At 36.4% G+C, this 19,545-nt stretch carries 20 protein-coding genes; 18 read left to right on the top strand and 2 right to left on the bottom strand.

Annotated features, from left to right (window positions below):
- The first annotated feature begins 56 nt into the window (after positions 1-56).
- From CLO1100_RS10040 to CLO1100_RS09980, 13 genes are all read left to right on the top strand, one after another.
- Complete coding sequence (locus CLO1100_RS10040) at positions 57-1,103, top strand: M42 family metallopeptidase (RefSeq protein ID WP_014313645.1); 1,047 nt, start codon at positions 57-59, stop codon at positions 1,101-1,103.
- A 34-nt stretch (positions 1,104-1,137) separates the two neighbouring features.
- Entirely contained in the window at positions 1,138-2,124 is a 987-nt protein-coding gene (locus tag CLO1100_RS10035; protein ID WP_014313644.1) for a M42 family metallopeptidase, read from the top strand.
- Between the two features lie 116 nt (positions 2,125-2,240).
- Complete coding sequence (locus CLO1100_RS10030; protein WP_014313643.1) at positions 2,241-3,872, top strand: MBL fold metallo-hydrolase; 1,632 nt, start codon at positions 2,241-2,243, stop codon at positions 3,870-3,872.
- Positions 3,873-4,205: 333 nt separating this feature from the next.
- The gene (locus tag CLO1100_RS10025) at positions 4,206-5,198 is read left to right on the top strand and encodes a hypothetical protein (RefSeq protein ID WP_014313642.1); all 993 of its coding nucleotides are present in this window, start codon (positions 4,206-4,208) and stop codon (positions 5,196-5,198) included.
- A 114-nt stretch (positions 5,199-5,312) separates the two neighbouring features.
- Positions 5,313-6,908, top strand: coding sequence for an L-lactate permease (locus CLO1100_RS10020; protein ID WP_014313641.1), 1,596 nt, complete (start codon positions 5,313-5,315; stop codon positions 6,906-6,908).
- Between the two features lie 21 nt (positions 6,909-6,929).
- Entirely contained in the window at positions 6,930-8,228 is a 1,299-nt protein-coding gene (locus CLO1100_RS10015) for a phenylacetate--CoA ligase (RefSeq protein ID WP_014313640.1), read from the top strand.
- A 145-nt stretch (positions 8,229-8,373) separates the two neighbouring features.
- Entirely contained in the window at positions 8,374-9,186 is an 813-nt protein-coding gene (gene proC, locus CLO1100_RS10010) for a pyrroline-5-carboxylate reductase (protein ID WP_014313639.1), read from the top strand.
- Positions 9,187-9,213: 27 nt separating this feature from the next.
- Positions 9,214-9,651: a ribonuclease HI gene (rnhA, locus tag CLO1100_RS10005; RefSeq protein WP_014313638.1), complete on the top strand. Its 438-nt coding sequence runs from the start codon at positions 9,214-9,216 to the stop codon at positions 9,649-9,651.
- Between the two features lie 13 nt (positions 9,652-9,664).
- Positions 9,665-10,207, top strand: a complete 543-nt coding sequence (locus CLO1100_RS10000; protein WP_014313637.1) for an NUDIX hydrolase — start codon at positions 9,665-9,667, stop codon at positions 10,205-10,207.
- Positions 10,208-10,307: 100 nt separating this feature from the next.
- Positions 10,308-10,943 carry a stage II sporulation protein M gene (gene spoIIM, locus CLO1100_RS09995; RefSeq protein ID WP_242836538.1) on the top strand — a complete coding sequence of 212 codons (636 nt, stop codon included), beginning with the start codon at positions 10,308-10,310 and terminating at the stop codon, positions 10,941-10,943.
- Between the two features lie 171 nt (positions 10,944-11,114).
- Positions 11,115-11,999 (top strand): site-specific tyrosine recombinase XerD, encoded by an 885-nt coding sequence (gene xerD, locus CLO1100_RS09990; protein ID WP_014313635.1) that lies wholly within the window; start codon positions 11,115-11,117, stop codon positions 11,997-11,999.
- Positions 12,000-12,108: 109 nt separating this feature from the next.
- The gene (locus CLO1100_RS09985; RefSeq protein WP_014313634.1) at positions 12,109-13,431 is read left to right on the top strand and encodes a pyrimidine-nucleoside phosphorylase; all 1,323 of its coding nucleotides are present in this window, start codon (positions 12,109-12,111) and stop codon (positions 13,429-13,431) included.
- A gap of 94 nt (positions 13,432-13,525) precedes the next feature.
- Positions 13,526-14,752, top strand: a complete 1,227-nt coding sequence (locus CLO1100_RS09980; protein ID WP_014313633.1) for a D-alanyl-D-alanine carboxypeptidase family protein — start codon at positions 13,526-13,528, stop codon at positions 14,750-14,752.
- Between the two features lie 14 nt (positions 14,753-14,766).
- Here the strand turns inward: CLO1100_RS09980 and CLO1100_RS09975 are convergent, their stop codons facing one another.
- Positions 14,767-15,408 carry a site-2 protease family protein gene (locus tag CLO1100_RS09975; RefSeq protein WP_014313632.1) on the bottom strand — a complete coding sequence of 214 codons (642 nt, stop codon included), beginning with the start codon at positions 15,406-15,408 and terminating at the stop codon, positions 14,767-14,769.
- Positions 15,409-15,587: 179 nt separating this feature from the next.
- Here CLO1100_RS09975 and CLO1100_RS09970 point away from each other — a divergent pair, with 179 nt between their 5' ends.
- From CLO1100_RS09970 to CLO1100_RS09950, 5 genes are all read left to right on the top strand, one after another.
- Positions 15,588-16,391, top strand: coding sequence for a segregation/condensation protein A (locus tag CLO1100_RS09970; RefSeq protein WP_014313631.1), 804 nt, complete (start codon positions 15,588-15,590; stop codon positions 16,389-16,391).
- Between the two features lie 26 nt (positions 16,392-16,417).
- Complete coding sequence (gene scpB / locus CLO1100_RS09965) at positions 16,418-16,990, top strand: SMC-Scp complex subunit ScpB (protein WP_014313630.1); 573 nt, start codon at positions 16,418-16,420, stop codon at positions 16,988-16,990.
- Between the two features lie 270 nt (positions 16,991-17,260).
- The gene (locus tag CLO1100_RS21065) at positions 17,261-17,665 is read left to right on the top strand and encodes a DUF2953 domain-containing protein (protein ID WP_242836537.1); all 405 of its coding nucleotides are present in this window, start codon (positions 17,261-17,263) and stop codon (positions 17,663-17,665) included.
- Complete coding sequence (gene ytfJ, locus CLO1100_RS09955; protein WP_083826370.1) at positions 17,601-18,059, top strand: GerW family sporulation protein; 459 nt, start codon at positions 17,601-17,603, stop codon at positions 18,057-18,059. The genes CLO1100_RS21065 and ytfJ overlap by 65 nt, the downstream gene beginning before the upstream one ends.
- Before the next feature lie 192 nt (positions 18,060-18,251).
- A complete protein-coding gene (locus CLO1100_RS09950) occupies positions 18,252-18,959 on the top strand; it encodes a pseudouridine synthase (protein WP_014313627.1) in 708 nt (235 codons plus the stop codon).
- Here CLO1100_RS09950 and CLO1100_RS09945 read toward each other — a convergent pair.
- The gene (locus CLO1100_RS09945) at positions 18,956-19,441 is read right to left on the bottom strand and encodes a DUF5362 domain-containing protein (protein ID WP_014313626.1); all 486 of its coding nucleotides are present in this window, start codon (positions 19,439-19,441) and stop codon (positions 18,956-18,958) included. The two genes, CLO1100_RS09950 and CLO1100_RS09945, sit on opposite strands and share 4 nt — an antisense overlap.
- Between the last annotated feature and the right edge of the window lie 104 nt (positions 19,442-19,545).

Here is a 19,545-nt window from a genome sequence, read left to right as displayed (position 1 = left end):
TGATTAAATCATATCATAAATAGTATATTACGGCAGTAAGGCTTGTGGAGGATTGTATGACGTTGATAAAAGAACTTACAGATTTAAATGGTGTATCTGGAAATGAAAATGAAGTGAGAGAATATATTAAAAATAAAATTAATGGATTGTGTGATTCTATAGAGGTTGACACAATCGGAAATATTATTGCTTATAAAAAAGGCAGCAGCGGCAGGCTTAAGGTTATGCTTTCAGCCCATATGGATGAAGTAGGATTCATGGTTTCGGGTTATATGGAAAAAGGATTTTTAAAATTCAAACCTGTTGGGGGTATTGACAGTAGAATTTTGCCCGGTAAAAGAGTGGTAATTGGTAAAAAAAGACTCAAAGGTGTAATCGGTGCAAAGCCGCTACATCAGCAAAGTCTTGAAGAACGGGAAAGGATAGCTAAAATTAAGGATTTATATATAGATATTGGAGCGGAAACAAAGGAAGAAGCCGAAAAATTAGCTCCTTTGGGAGAGTTTATAGCCTTTGACAGTGATTATGTAGAACTTGGGAAAGACAGTATAAAGGCAAAGGCACTGGACGACAGAGTAGGCTGTGCAGTACTTATGGAGGTTTTAAAGTATAACTTTGAGTTTGATTTGTATGCGTGCTTTACAGTGCAGGAAGAAGTTGGACTTAGAGGTGCACAAGTAGCGGCATTTAAAATTATGCCGGATGTAGCCCTTGTTCTGGAAGGAACTACTTGTGCCGACGTTCCCGAGGTAAAACCCTTTGATTTTTCTACAGAACTAGGTAATGGTGCAGCTCTTACACTGGTAGACAGAACCTGTTACAGCGACAGAAAGCTGGTACAGTTTTTATATGATACGGCAGTTAAAAATGGAATAAAAGTTCAATATAAACAGACCACAACAGGTGGAAATGATGCAGGACAGATACAAAGAACTGGTAGTGGTGTTAAAACGGCATCAATTTCTGTTCCTTGCAGGTATATACATTCTCCCGTTTCTGTTATGAGCAGAAGTGATTTTGAATGTGTAGAAAGACTTACACTTGCGGCATTAAATGAAATGAACAAAGATAAGGATTTTATAAAAAACATGGCAGCAGTATAGAGACAGGTGAGTTAACAAAATTGGAGGGATTTAAATGCAGGAAACATTAAAAACAGTTACACAGGCCTTTGGTGTATCCGGAAATGAAGAAGATATCAGAGAAATAATTACTTCTGAAATAAAAAAATATGTTGATGAAATAAAAGTTGATGCAATGGGAAATCTGATTGCAGTAAAAAAAGGAAAAAAGAAGAAAATCCTATTTGCGGCCCATATGGATGAAATTGGTGTCATAGCTACCTTTATTGATGATAAAGGATTTATAAGGTTTTCCAATTTAGGGGGAGTATCAGCGTTCAATTCCCTTGCACAAAGAGTGAGGTTTAAAAACGGCACAGTGGGTTGTATAAATGCAGAAGAGAAACTTGAAAGCATGAAGGATCTCAGACTTGGAAAAATGTATATTGATATCGGCTGCACCAGCAAAGAGGAAGCTGAGAAATACGTAAAGGTTGGAGATACAGCCAGCTTTACAGGCGATTTTCATGTTCAGGGGGATTTTGCCGTTTCAAAGGCAATGGATGACAGGAGCGGCTGTGCAGTACTTATTGAGCTTATAAAAACCATGCCTAAAACAGATAATGAAATTTACTTTGTCTTTACTACTCAGGAAGAATTGGGACTGAGAGGTGCAAAGACAGCTTCTTTCGGAATTATGCCGGATTGTGCCATCGCAATTGATGTTACACGTACAGGTGATACACCGGAATGTAACAGTATGGAAGTAAAGCTTGGCAAGGGCCCTGCAATAAAAGTAAAAGATTCTTCTTATATAGCTCATCCACAGATTCGCAGGACTTTACAGGATTTAGCCCAGGAAAACAATATTCCCTATACCTTGGAATTACTGGAAAGGGGAGGGAGTGATCCCGGCGCAATGCAGACATCTGGAACAGGAATACCATGCGGAGGTATATCAATTCCATGCAGGTATGTTCATACCCCTTGTGAAATGGTGAGCATTCAAGATTTAAATAACTGTGTCAAGCTGGCGGGTCTGTTTATGAAACATTACAAGTAAATGAAAGTTTCAAATTTAAAATATTGGAAATTTCAACAAGGAATTTCAGGATTTAAAGCAGAATTAGTATTATTAGAGATAAAGATTTAATTTTATTTGTCGAATGGAGGTCTGTTATGAATATTTCATTTCTGGGGGCAGCAAAAACCGTTACAGGCTCATGTTATTTGGTTGAAACGAAGGAAACAAAATTTCTGGTTGATTGCGGAATGTTTCAAGGTAAGGCAAATGAAGTTTTATTAAATACAGAACCATTTTCTTTTAATCCCGGTGAATTGGACTTCATGCTTTTGACCCATGCACATATTGACCACAGTGGAAGAATTCCAAAACTTTATATGGACGGTTTTAAAGGAACTATTTACGCCACCAAGCCTACAGTACAACTTTGTGGTATAATGCTTCCCGACAGCGGGCACATTCAGGAAATGGAAAATGAATGGACCAACCGAAAGAGGCAGAGGGCCGGAAAACCTCCTGTTAAACCATTATATACGTTAGAAGAGGCTACTGATTGCCTCAGCCTTTTTAAAGGTGTGGCATATGATGAAGTAATATCTGTTTCAGATAATGTGAGGGTTAGATTTAATGATGCAGGACATATTCTTGGTTCGGCAATACTGGAAATTTGGATAAGGGAAAATAACCAGGAAACAAAGGTTGTATTCAGCGGTGATCTTGGAAACAAGGGAATGCCAATTCTCAGGGATCCCAGCATAATCGGGGATACTGATTACCTTATAGTTGAATCTACATACGGAGACAGGCTGCATACACTAAAAAAAGAGACTGACAAAATTGAAAAATTTATAAGTATAATATCAGAAACAATCTCCAAGGGAGGAAATGTAGTTATACCATCCTTTGCGGTAGGAAGAACTCAGGAACTGATATATGATTTAAACAAGCATATGGATGTTTTCGGTGACAAGGTAAATGAGATATTGAATGTTCCCGTATATGTTGATAGTCCCCTTGCAACCTCAGCAACCCAGATATTCAGGGAAAACCTTGACTGCTTTGACGAGGAGGCAAAGGCATATATTGCCAACGGAGACAATCCCCTTGACTTTCCGTCTCTTAAATTTACACAATCTCCCGAGGAATCAAGGAAACTTAATGAAAAAGCTGAAAGCATGATAATTATATCTGCCAGCGGTATGTGCGATGCCGGCAGAGTAAAGCATCATCTCAAACATAACCTTTGGCGTAAAGAATCAACAATTCTTTTTGTGGGTTATCAGGCTGAAGGAACTCTTGGACGTAAAATACAGGATGGGGCTCAGAAGGTAAAACTATTTGGTGAAGAGATATCTGTAAATGCACGAATAGAAAGTATCGACGGCTTTTCGGGACATGCGGACAAGGCAGGACTTCTTTCTTGGATTAGGAGCATCGGAAGAAAGCCAAAGAACATATTTGTCGTCCATGGAGAACAGGGCGTTGCTGCTTCATTTGCACAGACTATTACTGATGAGCTTGGCTTACAGTGCATTGTTCCTTCAAGAGGTGAGAGTTATGTCATAAGTGGAGGAAGCATTTACGAACATGTTCCTAGTGCAAATGCCAAAAAGAGATTTAGACGTCTTGCGGTGGTTGAAATGCTTGAAACATTAAAAGAAGAGTTTGATGAATTATCAGAAATACTTAAAAATGATTTAAAGCAGGAAAAGTCAGATGTGGAAATAGACGAAGTTGCTGCCAAACTCAAAATGGTTGAAAAATCGATTATTGAAGCCTTAAAATAAAAATTACTATATTGTAATTTTGAATATGGGACTATTAAAAATAGACAAAAAAGGATAGGGTTACTCCTGTGTTTTTGTCTATTTTTATGCCTGAAATCCTTAGGAAATGAAGACTTTGAGCAATTTTGCAAATGTGCTAGGAAAACATACCTTTTAGCAAATAAAGAGATTTATATGGCGGTAATGGATAACACTTACTGAATTTTAATGTTTTTGGTAAAATAGAATAATTGACATTTCTTTTATAAATATGTATAACAAATAGGGATATTGACTAAAGTTGAGTACTTACATTATTGTACCTGATAAAGTCGGTGCATGGAGGAAAATCATATGAAGACGGCTGAATTAAAGAAAAAATTTGCTTTTTCTTTAATTATGATAATGACATGTTTTACGTTGCTTAATTATGCAAACGGATATATACATATAAAAGATGATATAGGAAAGACATACGTAAAAATAAAAGAAAAAGAAATGAAGTATATGTACGGTGAACGAACATCGCAGGGAGACCGGTATACGGGAGGTTCTAATGACTCCGACGGAGATAACGTAACATATAATTCAAATAATACATATGATGGTAAGACCCTTAACAATTTAATTAACAGCAGCAGCAAAGGATACATGTACCTTCAAGAGCAAAATTTTAAAAGCTCCGGAGGGGATTTTGAATTCAGTGATTTTATGTACAAACCTGAGGTTAAAAGTATCACTCAGCAGTTAAAAAGTCAGGTTGAAGCAGATTCATACAGAGATAAAAAGCTCGGTTTTTATTATATAAACGATTTTGAGTATACTTTTGATGCTCTAAAAGAACTTGAGCCTGTCATTGCAAAAACTGCAAAAGCCCAAAAGATGCCTAAGGCCTTTTTATCTTCAGTTTTATTCAGAGAAATGATGTTTCTCGGGCAGGAGGATATTCTTGATGGGGTTCCTATTCTGGGAGGGAAATCAATAGGTATTTGTCAGATTGGAATAGATAATGTCCGCCTTAACGAACAGGTTGTACACGGAAAAAGCTCTTTGATTGTAAATTATTCCGATAAACTTATCAGGGAAATGTTGGAAACCCCGGAACTGGCAGTATACTTTTGTGCGGTTCAGCTTAAAGCAAGGGCAATTCAAATTACCGGTGACAAAAACGTAAACCTAAATAATCTTAAGAAGGAGCAGCTAAATAAGATATTGGCTGAATACAATCAGTCAAAAATTTCAAAAAACATCGGACCAATTAAGACAAAAGAAAAATATGCAGAGGAGACATATACCTACTACCAGTTATTCTCAAAATATTATACTTCGGAAGAATCCTCCAAATAATTCTTTATTTTTGTAGAAGTTTGTAATAAAATATTATAGTAGCGATTGTATTTTGCGTCAGTAGTTTAGTAGAATGGGTTTTAAAATTAATTTAGTTTTGTGGAGGACGGTAGAATGGTAGGGTCACTAATTTTGACACTATTACCAATTTTGGTAATAGTATGTATGCTTGTAATTTTTAAGAAGTCAGCTGACATCAGTGGTATTGTAGGCTGGCTTTGCGTATCTGTTGTAGCATTTCTATTTTTTAAAACATCTTTGCCGGTTATTTTCCGGTCAACTGCTTCGGGATTCATTCGTTCATTTCCGGTTTCAATGATAGTATTGACATCATTATTTATGATGGCTTATATGGAAAAAACCGGTGCTCTGAAAAGAATAATAATATTCATAAAGACAATAGCAAGTCATAATAAAGCAGTTCAGATTATGATGATTAACATAGGGTTTGGTACTTTGATGGTAGCTGTGGGTGCTACACCTGTATCCATACTTCCGCCTATACTCCTAGCAATGGGATATTCCACATATGTTTCAATTGCACTTCCATCTATAGGATATGATTCACTTTGTACATACTCACTTCTGGGTGCTCCTCTTGTGGCATTTCTGGATTTTGCAAACAACTTTTTGGGACAAGGGCATGAAATAACACCTTCACAGGCAGGAAGAGTATTTTTTATGTTTTTACCTTTAGTTTCAACTTTAATCGGATTCTGTATGTTGTATATCGTTGACAAATGGAACGGAATTAAGAAGGGCTTTCTACCTTGTATTGTAACGGGCGGGGTTATAGCACTTGTAGCATTTTTCACAAACAAGGTTGATAATCTGGTAACATTGACCGGAGTTTTAAGCGGCCTTGCGGTAATATTAGCGATGGCGCTTTACCTGAAATTTACCGGTAAAAAGATTATTGATAAAAGCATCTTAACCGATGAAGAAAGAGAATATGAGAAGAAGTACCCTCTTTGGAAGGCATTGAGTCCTTGGATTATACTTATTGGCTTTATACTTGCATTAAATCTTCCAAAGCCGATTTATGACTACCTTTACAATCTGGCACTGCCTATAAAGGGAATAACTGTTGATGGAAGGCCTATAGCTACAAGAGCACTATGGAATGCATATACATGGATTGCAGTTGCCGTAGTTGTCTCAATGCTTGTAATACAGCCTAAAAAATCAGAGTTAAAAGCCTCTGTAAAAGTATGGATTAAGAGAGCTCCAAGACCTGTGTTTTCGGCTGCAATATTTTTCGCAATAGGTGATGTAATGAATTATTCGGGTTGGAGTCTTAATACCATGGCATACCAAACCGAAAGTATGATAAAAGTCCTTGCAAGTACATCAGCAAATGCATTCAGTGGAGCTTATGGATTTATAACAGGATTCGTCGGTCTCTTTGGTGGTTTTGTAACGGGAAGTGAAGCCTCAACCATTGCCATGTTTGCAAACTATACAATGCAGACGGCTAATAAGCTGAATCTGGGACTTGACGGACTTATAATTGTTACTGCTGCACTTGCATTTGGAGGAGGTCTCGCAAGTGTAATATCTCCTGCAAAGCTTCAAAATGCAGCAGCATCAATAGACAAGCTTGGTGAAGAAAACAAAGTAATCAGGATAGCATTTGTTTTCGCATTAATTTTGACATTTGTAACATCTGTGTACGCAATGATGTTGCTTAAAATAGGATTAAAAATATAAGATAACTAGGGGGAAGTTAAAATGATTTGGAATACTCAGGTTGAGTGTATGACAAGAAATTCTATGAAAGAGCTTCAGCTGGAACGTTTGAAGAATATCGTAAGAGTTGCATATGAGAATGTTCCAATGTATAAGAGAAAATTTGACGAAATAGGCCTGAGGCCTGAGCATATCCAATCGTTGAAAGATATAGAGAAAATTCCATTCACAACAAAGAATGATTTAAGAGACAACTATCCCTATGGACTTTTTGCAGTACCTTTAAAGAAAATAGTAAGACTTCACGCATCATCCGGTACAACAGGTAAACCCATAGTTGTAGGTTACACCAAAAATGATATGGAAAACTGGTCTGAAAACATAGCAAGACTTGTTATTGCAGCAGGCGGAAGTGAAGACGATATAGCACAGGTTGTTTTCGGATATGGTCTTTTTACGGGTGGCTTTGGACTGCATCAGGGTCTTGAAAAGGTTGGAATTACAGTTGTTCCTTCCTCCAGTGGTCATTCCGAAAGACAGCTTATGCTTATGCAGGATTTTGGAACCACCATTCTTGTAGGAACACCATCATATGCACTTTATTTAGCAGAGACTGCTGATGAAATGGGTCTTGACAAGAGTAAGCTTAAGCTAAAGTTGGGTTTATTCGGCGGTGAAGGTCATACTCCTGAAATGAGGGCTGAAATAGAAAGAAGATGGGGTATAAAGGCTACAGAAAATTATGGACTAAGTGAAGTACAGGGCCCCGGTGTTGCAGGTGAATGTTACTGCCAATGCGGTATGCATATTAATGAAGACCATTTTTATCCTGAAATAATTAATTCAGAATCAGGAGAAGCTCTTGAGTATGGAAATAAAGGAGAACTTGTACTTACAACAATTACAAAAGAGGGAATTCCGATGCTTCGTTACAGAACAAAGGATATAACCATACTGAACCCGGAAAAATGTGAGTGTGGAAGAACTACCGTTAGAATGCACAAGGTTCTTGGAAGAACTGATGATATGCTGATAATTAGAGGTGTAAATGTATTTCCTTCTCAAATTGAGAGTGTACTTGTAGGTATGGAAGGAATTGGACCTCATTACCAGATAATTGTTACTAAAAACGGATATATGGACGCAATAGAAGTACATGTTGAGCTTATTGATGGGAGACTCCTTGAAAAGTTTAGCGAGTTAGAAAAACTTGAGAAAAAGATACGTCATGAATTAAAAGTCGTTCTTCAGATAGATGCAAAGGTTAAGCTTGTAGAACCAAAATCAATTGAAAGAACAACAGGAAAAGCAAAGCGTGTTATTGATATGAGAAACCAATAAAAACATTCGTTGGGATTTGCTGTGGCACAGTACTAATGGTACTGTGCCATTTTAACGAAATTTCAGATTTACTTTTCAAATTCTGTTTATAAGATATAATAGTAGTATTGATAAAACGGAAAATTATATGAATGGAGGAAACTTTATGAAAAAAATAGGATTTATAGGTACAGGAATGATGGGAACAGCAATGATAAAAGGAATAATTGGGGCACAGATTGTCAACCCTTCAGATATTCATGTTTTTGATTTGGATAAAGCAAAGCTTGATGTATTATGCAGCGATTTGGGAGTAAATGCAGAAGAAAGTTCACGAAAAATTGTAAAGAAATGTGATTTTGTATTTCTTGCAGTTAAGCCAAACGTAGTAAAAATAGTTTTAGAAGATATAAAGGATGTATTTTCCAATGAAAAGCTTTTTATAAGTATTGCGGCTGGTATTCCTCTCAAAACCTACAAGAATACACTTGGCGAAGACAAAAAAATAATTAGGGCTATGCCAAATACTCCCGCAGTAATTGGTGAAGGAATGACCCTCATAAGCTTTGATTCTTGTGTTCCGGATAGTGAAGTAAAAGAAGCTATGAATTTGCTGAGTTCTCTTGGAAAAGTAGAATGTATGGAAGAAAAACTTATGAATGAAGTTGTAGCGTTAACCGGCAGCAGTCCTGCATATATTTTTATGTTAATAGAAGCAATGGCAGATGCGGCTGTTTTATCAGGTATCCCAAGGCAAACTGCGTACAGGCTTGCTTCTCAGGCTGTGGCAGGAAGTGCAAAAATGGTAGCTGAGACAGGTAAGCATCCGGGAGAATTAAAAGATCAGGTTTGCTCACCGGCAGGTACTACAATTGAAGCGGTTGCGGCTTTGGAAAAGCACGGGTTCAGAAACTCTATAATGGAAGCTATGAACGAGTGTACAAAAAAAGCAAGAGAGCTTGGTAAAATCTACGGATAAAGAATTTGCTGATTAGCAGGAGGCGGAATGAAGCAGGTAGAAATATACACCGATGGAGCCTGCTCCGGAAATCCCGGTGCAGGCGGTTGGGGAGCAGTGCTCATGTATGGTGAGCATAAAGTTGAAATATCCGGATTTGAAAAGAGTACCACAAACAATAAAATGGAACTGACGGCGGCATATGAAGCTCTGAAAAGGCTAAAAGAGCCGTGTAAGGTAAATTTATACAGTGATAGTGCCTATCTGGTAAATGCTTTTTTACAGGGCTGGCTTGATAAATGGATAAAAAACGGATGGAAGCGGAATAAAAATGAGGAAGTAAAAAACATAGAACTATGGAAAGAACTTGTTAGGCTTGCAGATATTCATGAAATAAAATGGATAAAGGTTAAAGGTCATGCAGATAATGTATATAATAATCGGTGTGACAAGCTTGCAACGGACGAAATTAAGAAAAACAGCTAGGAGGAATTGAAATATGGATTATAATGAAAAAACACTTAAAACAGAGGATATCTACAAAGGCAACATAATTAAGGTGCAAAATTTAACCGTCAGCCTTCCAAACGGAAAAGAGGCTACAAGAGATATAGTATTACACCCGGGAGCATCGGTTGTTGTTCCAATAAACGAAAAAGGTGAATTGTACATGGTTAAGCAATTCAGAAAACCTCTTGATATGACAACCCTTGAGCTGCCTGCCGGTAAACTTGATTCAGCCGGGGAAGATCCAAAACTATGCGCCGAAAGGGAGTTAATGGAGGAGACAGGTCTCCGCGCCGGAAAGATAGAACATATGATAAGCATACATACCACGCCGGGTTTCTGTAACGAGGTTATTCATATGTATGCAGCAACTGAGCTTACCCAGGGAGACTCATGTACTGACGAAGACGAATTTCTGGATGTAGAAAAAATTCATGTTTCAAAACTCGTTGACATGATTCTCAATCACGAAATAACAGACGCAAAGACTATTATAGGTGTTATGATGGCAGAAAAAATATTGCGTGAAAAGTAATGTAAAAAGTTATTAAATTATAGTAATATCTTATGTTTATCCGGCATATATATTTAATAAGTAACGAGGGTTAAACAATTTGACGCCGGGGGATAAGATTGTGATTCACAAAACAGCAAATGTAGTAAAAGAACACATAAGAGATAATAAATACACATACCTTAGTTTGTTTATTTTTTATATAATAGGAATTGTGGCCGGTGCACTATCTGTTAATGAGCTGGACTACCACCAGAAAACCGAAATGACTACATTTTTCAATGACTTTTTAAAGTTGTTAAACAGTGATAATGTAAATGGAATATCGTTACTAAAGATTTCAATACTGGACAGTATGAGAATTATAATACTTTTTTGGCTGCTTGGTGTTACAGTAATAGGATTACCTGTTTATTACCTGACCTTGGGAATGAAAGGGTTTAGTACCGGATTCAGTTCAGGGATTGTAATGGGAGTTCTGGGAGAAAAGGGAATATTGGTTTCAGTTTTCTGCTTTCTCCCGAAAGAAATCCTGACAGTACCTTTTATTATTGCCCTCGGAGTTAATGGTATAAGATTAACAAAAGGAATATTCAAGAATTGGATTAAAAAACCTGTTAAAAAAGAAGACACATTAAAATTTAGATTTCTGCCCTACTGTTTTGTTGCTATTTTCTTTTCCTTATTTATACTGGTTATGACAATTATGGATGCTTTTATAGCTCCATTTACCTTAAGATTATTGACATTTGTATAATTACAGATAGAAAATTTGTTAAAAATTGATAAAAATCCTAAATAATCCTTTCAAAATTACATAATTTGTATTAGAATATTATTAGAAAACCATTCCAAATTATAAAATGGTTTCGTATAATTATCCATTTACATAAAATGGATAAATAGATAATAAAGGAGTCGTTGTTTGATGGAAGCTAATGTTGAAAAGTTTATTAATTTTCTAGAGAGAGATAAGAGATTATCGCTCAATACGCTTCAGTCCTATAAACGGGACATAGAACAATACATAACATACTTAAAAGAAATTAACGTAACCAACATCGCAAATACTAATAAGACAACTGTAATTGCCTACTTGTTACATTTACAGAAAAAGGGTAGAGCTACATCTACCATATCAAGGAACCTTGCGTCAATAAGGTCCTTTTATCAATTCCTCTATAAGGATAAAGTAATAGACAATGACCCTACCTCCGAGTTGGAATCACCTAAAGTAGAAAAAAAGCTTCCACAGATATTATCAACCCAAGAGGTTGAGTTGCTGCTCGACCAGCCTAAGTGCCTTGATCTTAAAGGAATCCGTGACAAGGCTATGCTTGAATTATTATACGCAACAGGTATTCGTGTTTCAGAACTTATATCACTAAACTTAGACGATATTAATTTTGAATTAGGGTTTATAAAGTGCAATAAAGGCACACGTGAAAGGACAATTCCCATCGGATCCATATCAATGGCCGCAGTACATGAGTATCTTGAAAAATCCCGTAACTTTTTGATTCAGGACAGTCAGGAAACAGCACTTTTTGTAAATGTAAACGGTAAACGTCTTACAAGACAAGGGTTCTGGAAGATAATAAAACATTACAAGAATCAAGCAAAAATAAATAAGGACATAACACCACATACATTAAGACATTCCTTTGCAGCACATTTACTTGAAAATGGTGCGGATTTAAGGTCAATACAGGAAATGCTTGGTCATTCAGATATTTCTTCGACTCAGATATATGCGCAGATTGCTAAAAACAAAATTAAAGATGTTTACAAAAAGACTCATCCCAGAGCATAATTTTGTTGTACAAAGGGACACTCATTTATAGTGAGATGTCCTTTTTTTATGATAAAATGCTACATATACGATTTACTTGAACCAAAGAAAGTCCAATGGAGGTTATATCATGAGAATGTACGAAATAATTGAGAAAAAGCGAGATGGTTTAGAACTCAGCTTGGATGAAATAAATTATTTCATTACGGAATATTGCAATAATAATGTTCCTGACTATCAGGCGGCTGCACTTTTAATGGCTATTTTCCTCAGGGGGATGAATGAAAGGGAAACGGCGGATTTAACCAATGTAATGGCGAATTCAGGTGATAGAATAAATCTTTCTTCAATACCCGGTATAAAGGTTGATAAACACAGCACAGGAGGTGTAGGAGACAAGACCACGCTTATACTAGCACCTATTGTTGCTGCCTGCGGAATACCCGTTGCAAAAATGTCAGGAAGAGGGCTTGGACATACAGGAGGAACAATAGACAAGCTTGAGTCAATACCCGGATTCAATACAAGCCTTTCAACAGAACAGTTTATAGATAATGTAAAAAGCATAGGCATCTCAATTGCTGGACAAACAGGAAATCTGGCTCCTGCTGATAAAAAAATATATGCTTTGAGAGATGTGACTGCAACCGTAAATAATATATCGCTTATTGCAAGCAGTATTATGAGTAAGAAGCTTGCTTCGGGTGCCGACAGAATTGTGTTGGATGTAAAAACCGGAAGTGGAGCATTTATGAAAACCTATGAGGATTCTGTAGAACTTGCGAAGGCTATGGTAAAGATAGGCCGTAATACAGGTAGAAAAACAGTTGCTGTAGTTACTGATATGGACATACCGCTGGGCTATGCAGTAGGGAATTCACTCGAAATAATTGAGGCCATTGATACACTAAAAAACAAGGGGCCTGAGGATTTGAAAGATGTTTCATTTGAACTTGCTGCCAGAATGCTTGAACTTAGTGGCATAGGCAATCTTGAAGAGTGCAGGATAAAAGTTGTCGATGCGGTTGAAAGCGGAAAAGCATTGTCCAAATTTGCTGAGTTGATTGAGAATCAGGGGGGAAATAAAGAAGTTATAAATGACTATACCTTGTTCCCTCAGCCTGTTTACAAGATGAGCTTTATATGTAAGAGGCCGGGTTATATACAGTCTATGAAAACCGATAAAATTGGCATGGCTTCACTGGTTCTTGGAGCCGGAAGGGAGACAAAGGATAGTAAAATCGACTACAGTGCAGGTATTATGTTAAATAAAAAAACCGGCGACAGGGTTGAAGTTGGAGATTGTCTTGCATTTTTGTATACAAACAGGGAAGAGACGCTTTTACAGGCTGTTTCTCTTTTAAACGAAGCAGTTGTAATAAATGATTTGCCTCATGAAAGAAAACCGCTGATTCTGGCGTATATCGACAGTGAAGGAAACATAAAAAAATAATTATTTTACTAGAATATACTAATATTGTCCCGCATAACAATTAACTAGGACGAATTGTATTTTAAATAACGAATAGTTAACTGGAGGGACCTAAGTGAAAAGAAACTCTGTTTTAGCTTTTTCTTTGATTATAGCTATAGTTACAACCATGTTACCGGCTGCGGTATTAGCAGATACAAACGAAGCTGCAGTTGAGGCATCCGCAAAATATGACGTTGTGACAGTAACAAAATTGGAAACCAAGACAAATGTTCTTGATTTAAAGGCAAAATCTGCTGTACTGATGGACGCAGCTTCCGGAAAAGTTCTTTCTGAAAAGAACAGCCATGAGAGACTTGCGATTGCAAGTGTAACCAAGGTTATGACTATGCTTCTGGTAATGGAGGCTATAGATTCAGGTAGATTTACTTTTGATGATAAAGTAAGCGTATCGGAATATTCGGCAGGCATGGGCGGCTCTCAAGCGTACATGGAGCCTGGTGAGGAATTTACTGTTACTGAAATGATGAATGCTTTGGCAATACACTCTTCAAATGATGTTGCGGTTGCTTTGGCAGAAAAGGTCAGCGGGAGCGAGGAAACATTTGTAACTGATATGAATAACAAGGCTCAAGAGTTGGGAATGAAGGATACAAAATTTATGGATTGTACGGGATTGAATGATGACGGTTACAGTTCTGCACACGATGTGGCTTTAATGTCAAGAGAACTGATTATGAAACACCCGAAAGTTCTCCAGTTTACCGGAAAATGGCATGACACTTTCAGAAACGGATCATTTGACCTGTATAATACAAATAAGCTGGTAAAATTCTACGCAAATTGTGACGGCCTTAAAACGGGTTTTACCAGCAAAGCAGGCTTTAACTTATCAGCTACAACATGTAGAAACAATTTAAGACTGGTTTCAGTTGTACTTGGCGAACCCGATTCTAATACAAGGTTTGCTGAGTCAAGGAAACTTTTGGATTACGGTTTTGCAAACTATGAGGTAATAAATCTGGATAAAAGAGGAAATGCTGTAGGCAATATACCCGTAAAAAAGGGAAACAAACTGAGTGTTAGTGCGGTATATGGTACTGATACCAGTATAATGGTTTCAAAAGGTCAAAAGGGTAAAGTAGAAAAGGAAGTAGCACTTGTACCGGGTCTTTCTGCACCAGTTGAAATAAATCAAAAGGTTGGGGAAGTAATTTATAAAATAGACGGAAAAGAAGCAGGAAGATTTGATCTCATTGCAAGTGAAAGAATTGATAAAGTATCTTACGGCAGAATTTTTTCAAAACTAATTGTAAGGTGGTTCAGTCTGGGGAGAGCGTAAAAGCTCTCCCTCCTTTAAAAAATAATTGCCTTATAAAGTGAAATAAAAATATATGATGCAGGAATTCCAACTATCTTATTAAAAACTCTGGTAAATAACAAAAGTATGAAAATAACCATGCTATATTGCTCCAATATGGTAAAGAAACGGTACTTCCAAGTATTAAATATGTTTGAAATAACATGATAGCCGTCAAAAAACGGTATTGGAAGAAGGTTCAGCACAAACAGTACAACATTTATTCGAGCTGAATATGTCAGAAGATTAGCCACATTTTCAAGAACAACCTGGTTATTTGAAAGAAACCCCGTTACTGCTACCAGTTTTAAAATTAATAAAAAACCGATTGCTACCAGTAAGTTCATGAAAGGCCCTGCAAGGGAAACAAGAATGTCATCCCTTCTGGGCTTTTTGTAATGTCGTGGATTGGTCATAACAGGTTTTGCCCAACCAAATCCCACAAGAAGAATCATAATAAATCCTATAATATCTATATGAGCTCTGGGGTCAAGAGTAATTCTTCCCTGAACCCTAGGTGTAGGATCACCAAGCTTGTTTGCGGTAACTGCGTGAGCGAATTCATGCAGTACAAACCCCAAAAGTATTCCCGGTATAATCATTAACGTATAAATTATATCCCCGCGTGAAAAAAGCATATTTCCTCCATTCCTGAAAGGCCGACTTTATTAGCATCTCTTTGATGTCGCTGTATAAATTTTACTAGAACTTTAATGATATGTCTACCATCGCAATAATATTGTAATTATTGCCCCATTTATGATAAGATTAAAAGGTTAAAAAAACGATATTACATAAATAATTAAGGTGGTAGTTGATGGAAAGCTCCCTTACAAACGCCTGTACTTTAAAACTTGACAATTTTGAAGGTCCATTTGATTTGTTGTTTCATTTATTTGAAAAGAATCAGGTAGATATTTACGATATACCTATAAGTTCTATTACAGACCAATATCTTGATTATTTGTATGCCATGCAGCAGCTTGACCTTGAAGTGGCAAGCGAATTTCTGATAATGGCTGCAACGTTGTTGCATATAAAGTCAAAAACTCTTCTCCCAAGCAAAAAAGAGGAAAAGCAAGAGGAAAAAGATCCAAGGGAAGAACTGGTCAGACGTTTGGTTGAATATAAAAGATATAAGGAATTTACACAAGAACTAAAAGAGATGGAAAAGAAATGGGATAGAGTTTCTTTCAGACTTCCGGAAGCACTTGATTTGCCCGTAAGAGAGGAAATCATGGAAATCGACCCTCAGGTTTTGCGGCAGCAGTACATTGCAATATTAGACAGAAATAAGAAAAAAATAAATTTGGGTGCAAAAAACATTACAAAGCTTGTTGAACATGAAAAAGTTTCACTTCGTAGCAAAATGAGAGAGGTAGTAAAACAGCTGATTCACAAGGTTTCCTTTAAGTTCTCAGAGCTTTTTTCCTTTAAAACCAAGTCTAAAACAGAGGTTGTCACAGGCTTTATGGCGATTTTAGAACTGGCTAAGATGAAGAAGGTCAAAATTGTTCAGAATCAACAATTTTCAGATATTCATGTAATCGGCAATACCCAGAACGAAAAAGAAGACTATGAATTATATAATGATATAGATGAAAACATAAGTGAATTCTAGAACCGGTCATAAAATGGAGGTCTAAAATGGAAATCAGTACTATAGAGTGCGTAATTGAAAGCCTTATTTTTTCCTACGGCGATCCTTTACCACTAGATAAAATATGCGAAATACTGGAGTTGGATAAAAAAACTGCAAGAAGCATAATTAAAAATATGATGGACTCGTATAACAGGTCAAACAGGGGTATTATTATAAGAGAAATCAACGAGAAATACCAGATGTGTTCAAAACCCGAATATTTTGATTATGTATCTAAACTCTATCAAATCAGGCAGAAACAGGCTCTTTCACAGGCAGCATATGAGGTACTTGCGATTATTGCATATAATCAGCCTATAACAAAGGCCAAGATTGAGCAAATCAGGGGTGTTAATTCCGATAGTGCAGTAACAAGACTCTTGGAAAGAAACCTCGTTAAAGAAGCAGGAAAACTGGATGTACCGGGAAGACCCAGATTGTACGAAACCACCGATGAGTTTTTGAGATGCTTTGGTTTTAAATCCCTTAGGGATTTGCCATTGCTGGATATTGATGATTTAAGTGATCTCAATCTTCAGGAACTTGTTGATGAAGTACAAGAAGAGGATAATAAGTGATTTAAAACTGTAAAACATGTCAAAAATAACCAAGAGGTGATTCCCTTGGTTATTTTTTTTATTGTTATTATAATAATTTGCATTCTTGTAACTATAATTTTGAATATCAGACTGACACTGGGTTTTACAGCAAAACTTCAAAACAAGGACTGTTCAGTTTTTATTACTATATATTCATTTAGAAATAATGTTGTTAAAAACTTTATGATATATCCTATTCCCAAAAAGAATAAAAAACCTAAGAGAAAAACGGTAAATGGTAAGAGAGACTTGAAAGAATTAAAAAAAAGCTTGCACATATTGAGAGGACTTTTCAGAAGATCCTTAATAATAAAAGACTTCAAGCTTCATATTAAGCAAGGAACCGGAGATGCGTTCAACACTGCTATTTTATACGGCTTTTTATGGAGCGCAATTGGAATGATAGAGAATCTGATTTTTACGCAATATAAGGTTAAAAATAAAGAAATTAAAGTTGAGGCCGATTTTAATGGAAAATATATTAAAGTAAACTTAGACTGCATATTTAGCCTAAAAATTGTAAATATTATTACTGTAGCTAAAGTAATTGCCATACTGTACTTAAAAAATAGAAAGGGAGGTGGTGCTGGTGTCAAATCATCCAATAGAAGGTCTAATGACTACAGCAATGCAAAGTATCAAGGAAATGGTTGATGTTAATACAATAGTTGGAGATGCAGTTCAAGCACCTGACGGAACTGTAATTATACCTATATCTAAGGTTAGTTTTGGATTTGCAGCAGGAGGAGGGGACTATGGTGAAGATTCATCCTCTAATAATTCACAGGAAGAACAAGATAAAGGAAAATTCCCTTTTGCCGGAGGTAGTGGAGCAGGTGTTTCAATAAATCCTGTGGCATTTATGGTGTGCGGACAGAATCAGGTTAAACTCCTTCCTGTAAATGTGAATTCATCTGTTGACAAAATTCTGGATATGGTTCCGGAATTGGTTCAAAAAGCAAGTCAAATGCTTAATGAAAAGATGTCAAAACCAAAAGAAGAACACAGTAAAAATAAAAAAGAAGAAAATGAAAAATGTAAAGAATAAAAGGTGTCGGAAAACATTTTTCTTAACGTTAAAGCAAAACAACAACTCGCAAAGGACAAAGTGACTTTGTTGTAAGTTGTTGTTTTACTTAACGTAGTTTTACACTGTCTGTAAGTTCTGATAATGTTGACTCAATTTAAAATCAAATATAGAATAAAAGGTATACTAAAATTTATATAAGGAATATTATGAATGTTGGAAATCAGATTACAGAAATTTTTGGCACATGCCGGGGTTGCTTCCAGAAGAAAAGCAGAAGAAATGATCAAACAGGGTAGGGTAGCCATAAATAACATTATAGTGGAGAACATGGGGGTTACTGTATCAAGCACTGATGTAGTAACTGTAGACGGAAAGCCTGTTATAACAGAAGAGAAAAAAGTATATATAATGCTGAACAAGCCTGTGGGTTATGTTTCTACCAGCAAAGACCAGTTCGGAAGACCCACGGTTATTGACCTGGTAAAGGATGCGGGAAAGAGGTTGTATCCGGTCGGGAGACTTGACTATGATACATCAGGGCTTATTCTTCTCACAAATGACGGTGATTTTACTTACCGCCTAACACATCCAAAGCATGAGATAAATAAGGTTTATGAAGCTGTCATTTCGGGTTTTCCTGAAAAGGATGAAATTAAAAGGTTTGAATCCGGATTGAAAATAGAAGATTATCAAACTTCTCCGGCAGAATTTCTGGTTTTAGGTAAGCAGGGAATTAATACACTTGTCCGAATTACCATCCATGAAGGGAAAAACAGACAGGTGAGAAAGATGTGCGAAGCCATAGGCCATAAAGTACTGACATTAAAAAGAATTCAGATAGGGCCTATAGCTCTGGATAACCTTCCCGAGGGAAAGTGGAGACATCTTCATGACAATGAAATAAAAATTCTATATTAATAATTGTACATATAACTGTAAGCACCAAGGGCAAAAACAACCAATATAATAACAATATACACAAAGGTAAGTGCAAGAGACACGATTACCATGATACCTTGGATTTTAAAGTACTTTTTAAGATATGTAAACAAATTATACAGTACATTGGGATTATTAAAATCAGCATATTCCTTTATAGCCTTAGATGCATTTGTAAGGGAAATACCTGCAAATATAAGAGGAACACCGATTGCTGCAGATATAATACCTATACAGGTTATTGCACCGATTACAATTGTGTATATTCCTAAAAATTTCATCCATCCTGACAGACTGTTGATGATGGAATTGTAAATACCCGGTTGAGGTATATGTTGTTGCTGATACCGATAGTCAGCTTGCGGCTGCTGATAGGTATTGTTGTTTAATACTGCGTTGTTAGTTGCTGTTGATTGGGGATCATCCTGTAAAGCAATATCCGATTCATTATATTGATCCATAATTAAATCTCCTTAATACAAATTTTAGAATGTGTGTTTAAATTATAGCATAAAAACAATCATTATAATATATCTACGATAAGTAAAGTTAATGAAAAGGAGAG

Source organism: Clostridium sp. BNL1100, assembly GCF_000244875.1.
In the GTDB taxonomy this organism is placed as follows: Bacteria; Bacillota; Clostridia; order Acetivibrionales; family DSM-1351; genus Ruminiclostridium.
This window is presented reverse-complemented; position numbering and strand designations above follow the sequence as displayed.

Excerpts from the sequence above, each read along its gene's own strand:
- CLO1100_RS09985 (WP_014313634.1), top strand. The coding sequence starts at position 12,109 with ATGAGAATGTACGAAATAATTGAGAAAAAGCGAGATGGTTTAGAACTC.
- CLO1100_RS09950 (WP_014313627.1), top strand. The coding sequence starts at position 18,252 with ATGTTGGAAATCAGATTACAGAAATTTTTGGCACATGCCGGGGTTGCT.
- CLO1100_RS10020 (WP_014313641.1), top strand. The coding sequence starts at position 5,313 with ATGGTAGGGTCACTAATTTTGACACTATTACCAATTTTGGTAATAGTA.
- proC (WP_014313639.1), top strand. The coding sequence starts at position 8,374 with ATGAAAAAAATAGGATTTATAGGTACAGGAATGATGGGAACAGCAATG.
- xerD (WP_014313635.1), top strand. The coding sequence starts at position 11,115 with ATGGAAGCTAATGTTGAAAAGTTTATTAATTTTCTAGAGAGAGATAAG.
- CLO1100_RS09970 (WP_014313631.1), top strand. The coding sequence starts at position 15,588 with ATGGAAAGCTCCCTTACAAACGCCTGTACTTTAAAACTTGACAATTTT.
- CLO1100_RS10025 (WP_014313642.1), top strand. The coding sequence starts at position 4,206 with ATGAAGACGGCTGAATTAAAGAAAAAATTTGCTTTTTCTTTAATTATG.
- rnhA (WP_014313638.1), top strand. The coding sequence starts at position 9,214 with ATGAAGCAGGTAGAAATATACACCGATGGAGCCTGCTCCGGAAATCCC.
- CLO1100_RS10040 (WP_014313645.1), top strand. The coding sequence starts at position 57 with ATGACGTTGATAAAAGAACTTACAGATTTAAATGGTGTATCTGGAAAT.
- CLO1100_RS09975 (WP_014313632.1), bottom strand. The coding sequence starts at position 15,408 with ATGCTTTTTTCACGCGGGGATATAATTTATACGTTAATGATTATACCG.
- CLO1100_RS10000 (WP_014313637.1), top strand. The coding sequence starts at position 9,665 with ATGGATTATAATGAAAAAACACTTAAAACAGAGGATATCTACAAAGGC.
- CLO1100_RS09945 (WP_014313626.1), bottom strand. The coding sequence starts at position 19,441 with ATGGATCAATATAATGAATCGGATATTGCTTTACAGGATGATCCCCAA.
- CLO1100_RS10015 (WP_014313640.1), top strand. The coding sequence starts at position 6,930 with ATGATTTGGAATACTCAGGTTGAGTGTATGACAAGAAATTCTATGAAA.
- CLO1100_RS10030 (WP_014313643.1), top strand. The coding sequence starts at position 2,241 with ATGAATATTTCATTTCTGGGGGCAGCAAAAACCGTTACAGGCTCATGT.
- CLO1100_RS10035 (WP_014313644.1), top strand. The coding sequence starts at position 1,138 with ATGCAGGAAACATTAAAAACAGTTACACAGGCCTTTGGTGTATCCGGA.
- scpB (WP_014313630.1), top strand. The coding sequence starts at position 16,418 with ATGGAAATCAGTACTATAGAGTGCGTAATTGAAAGCCTTATTTTTTCC.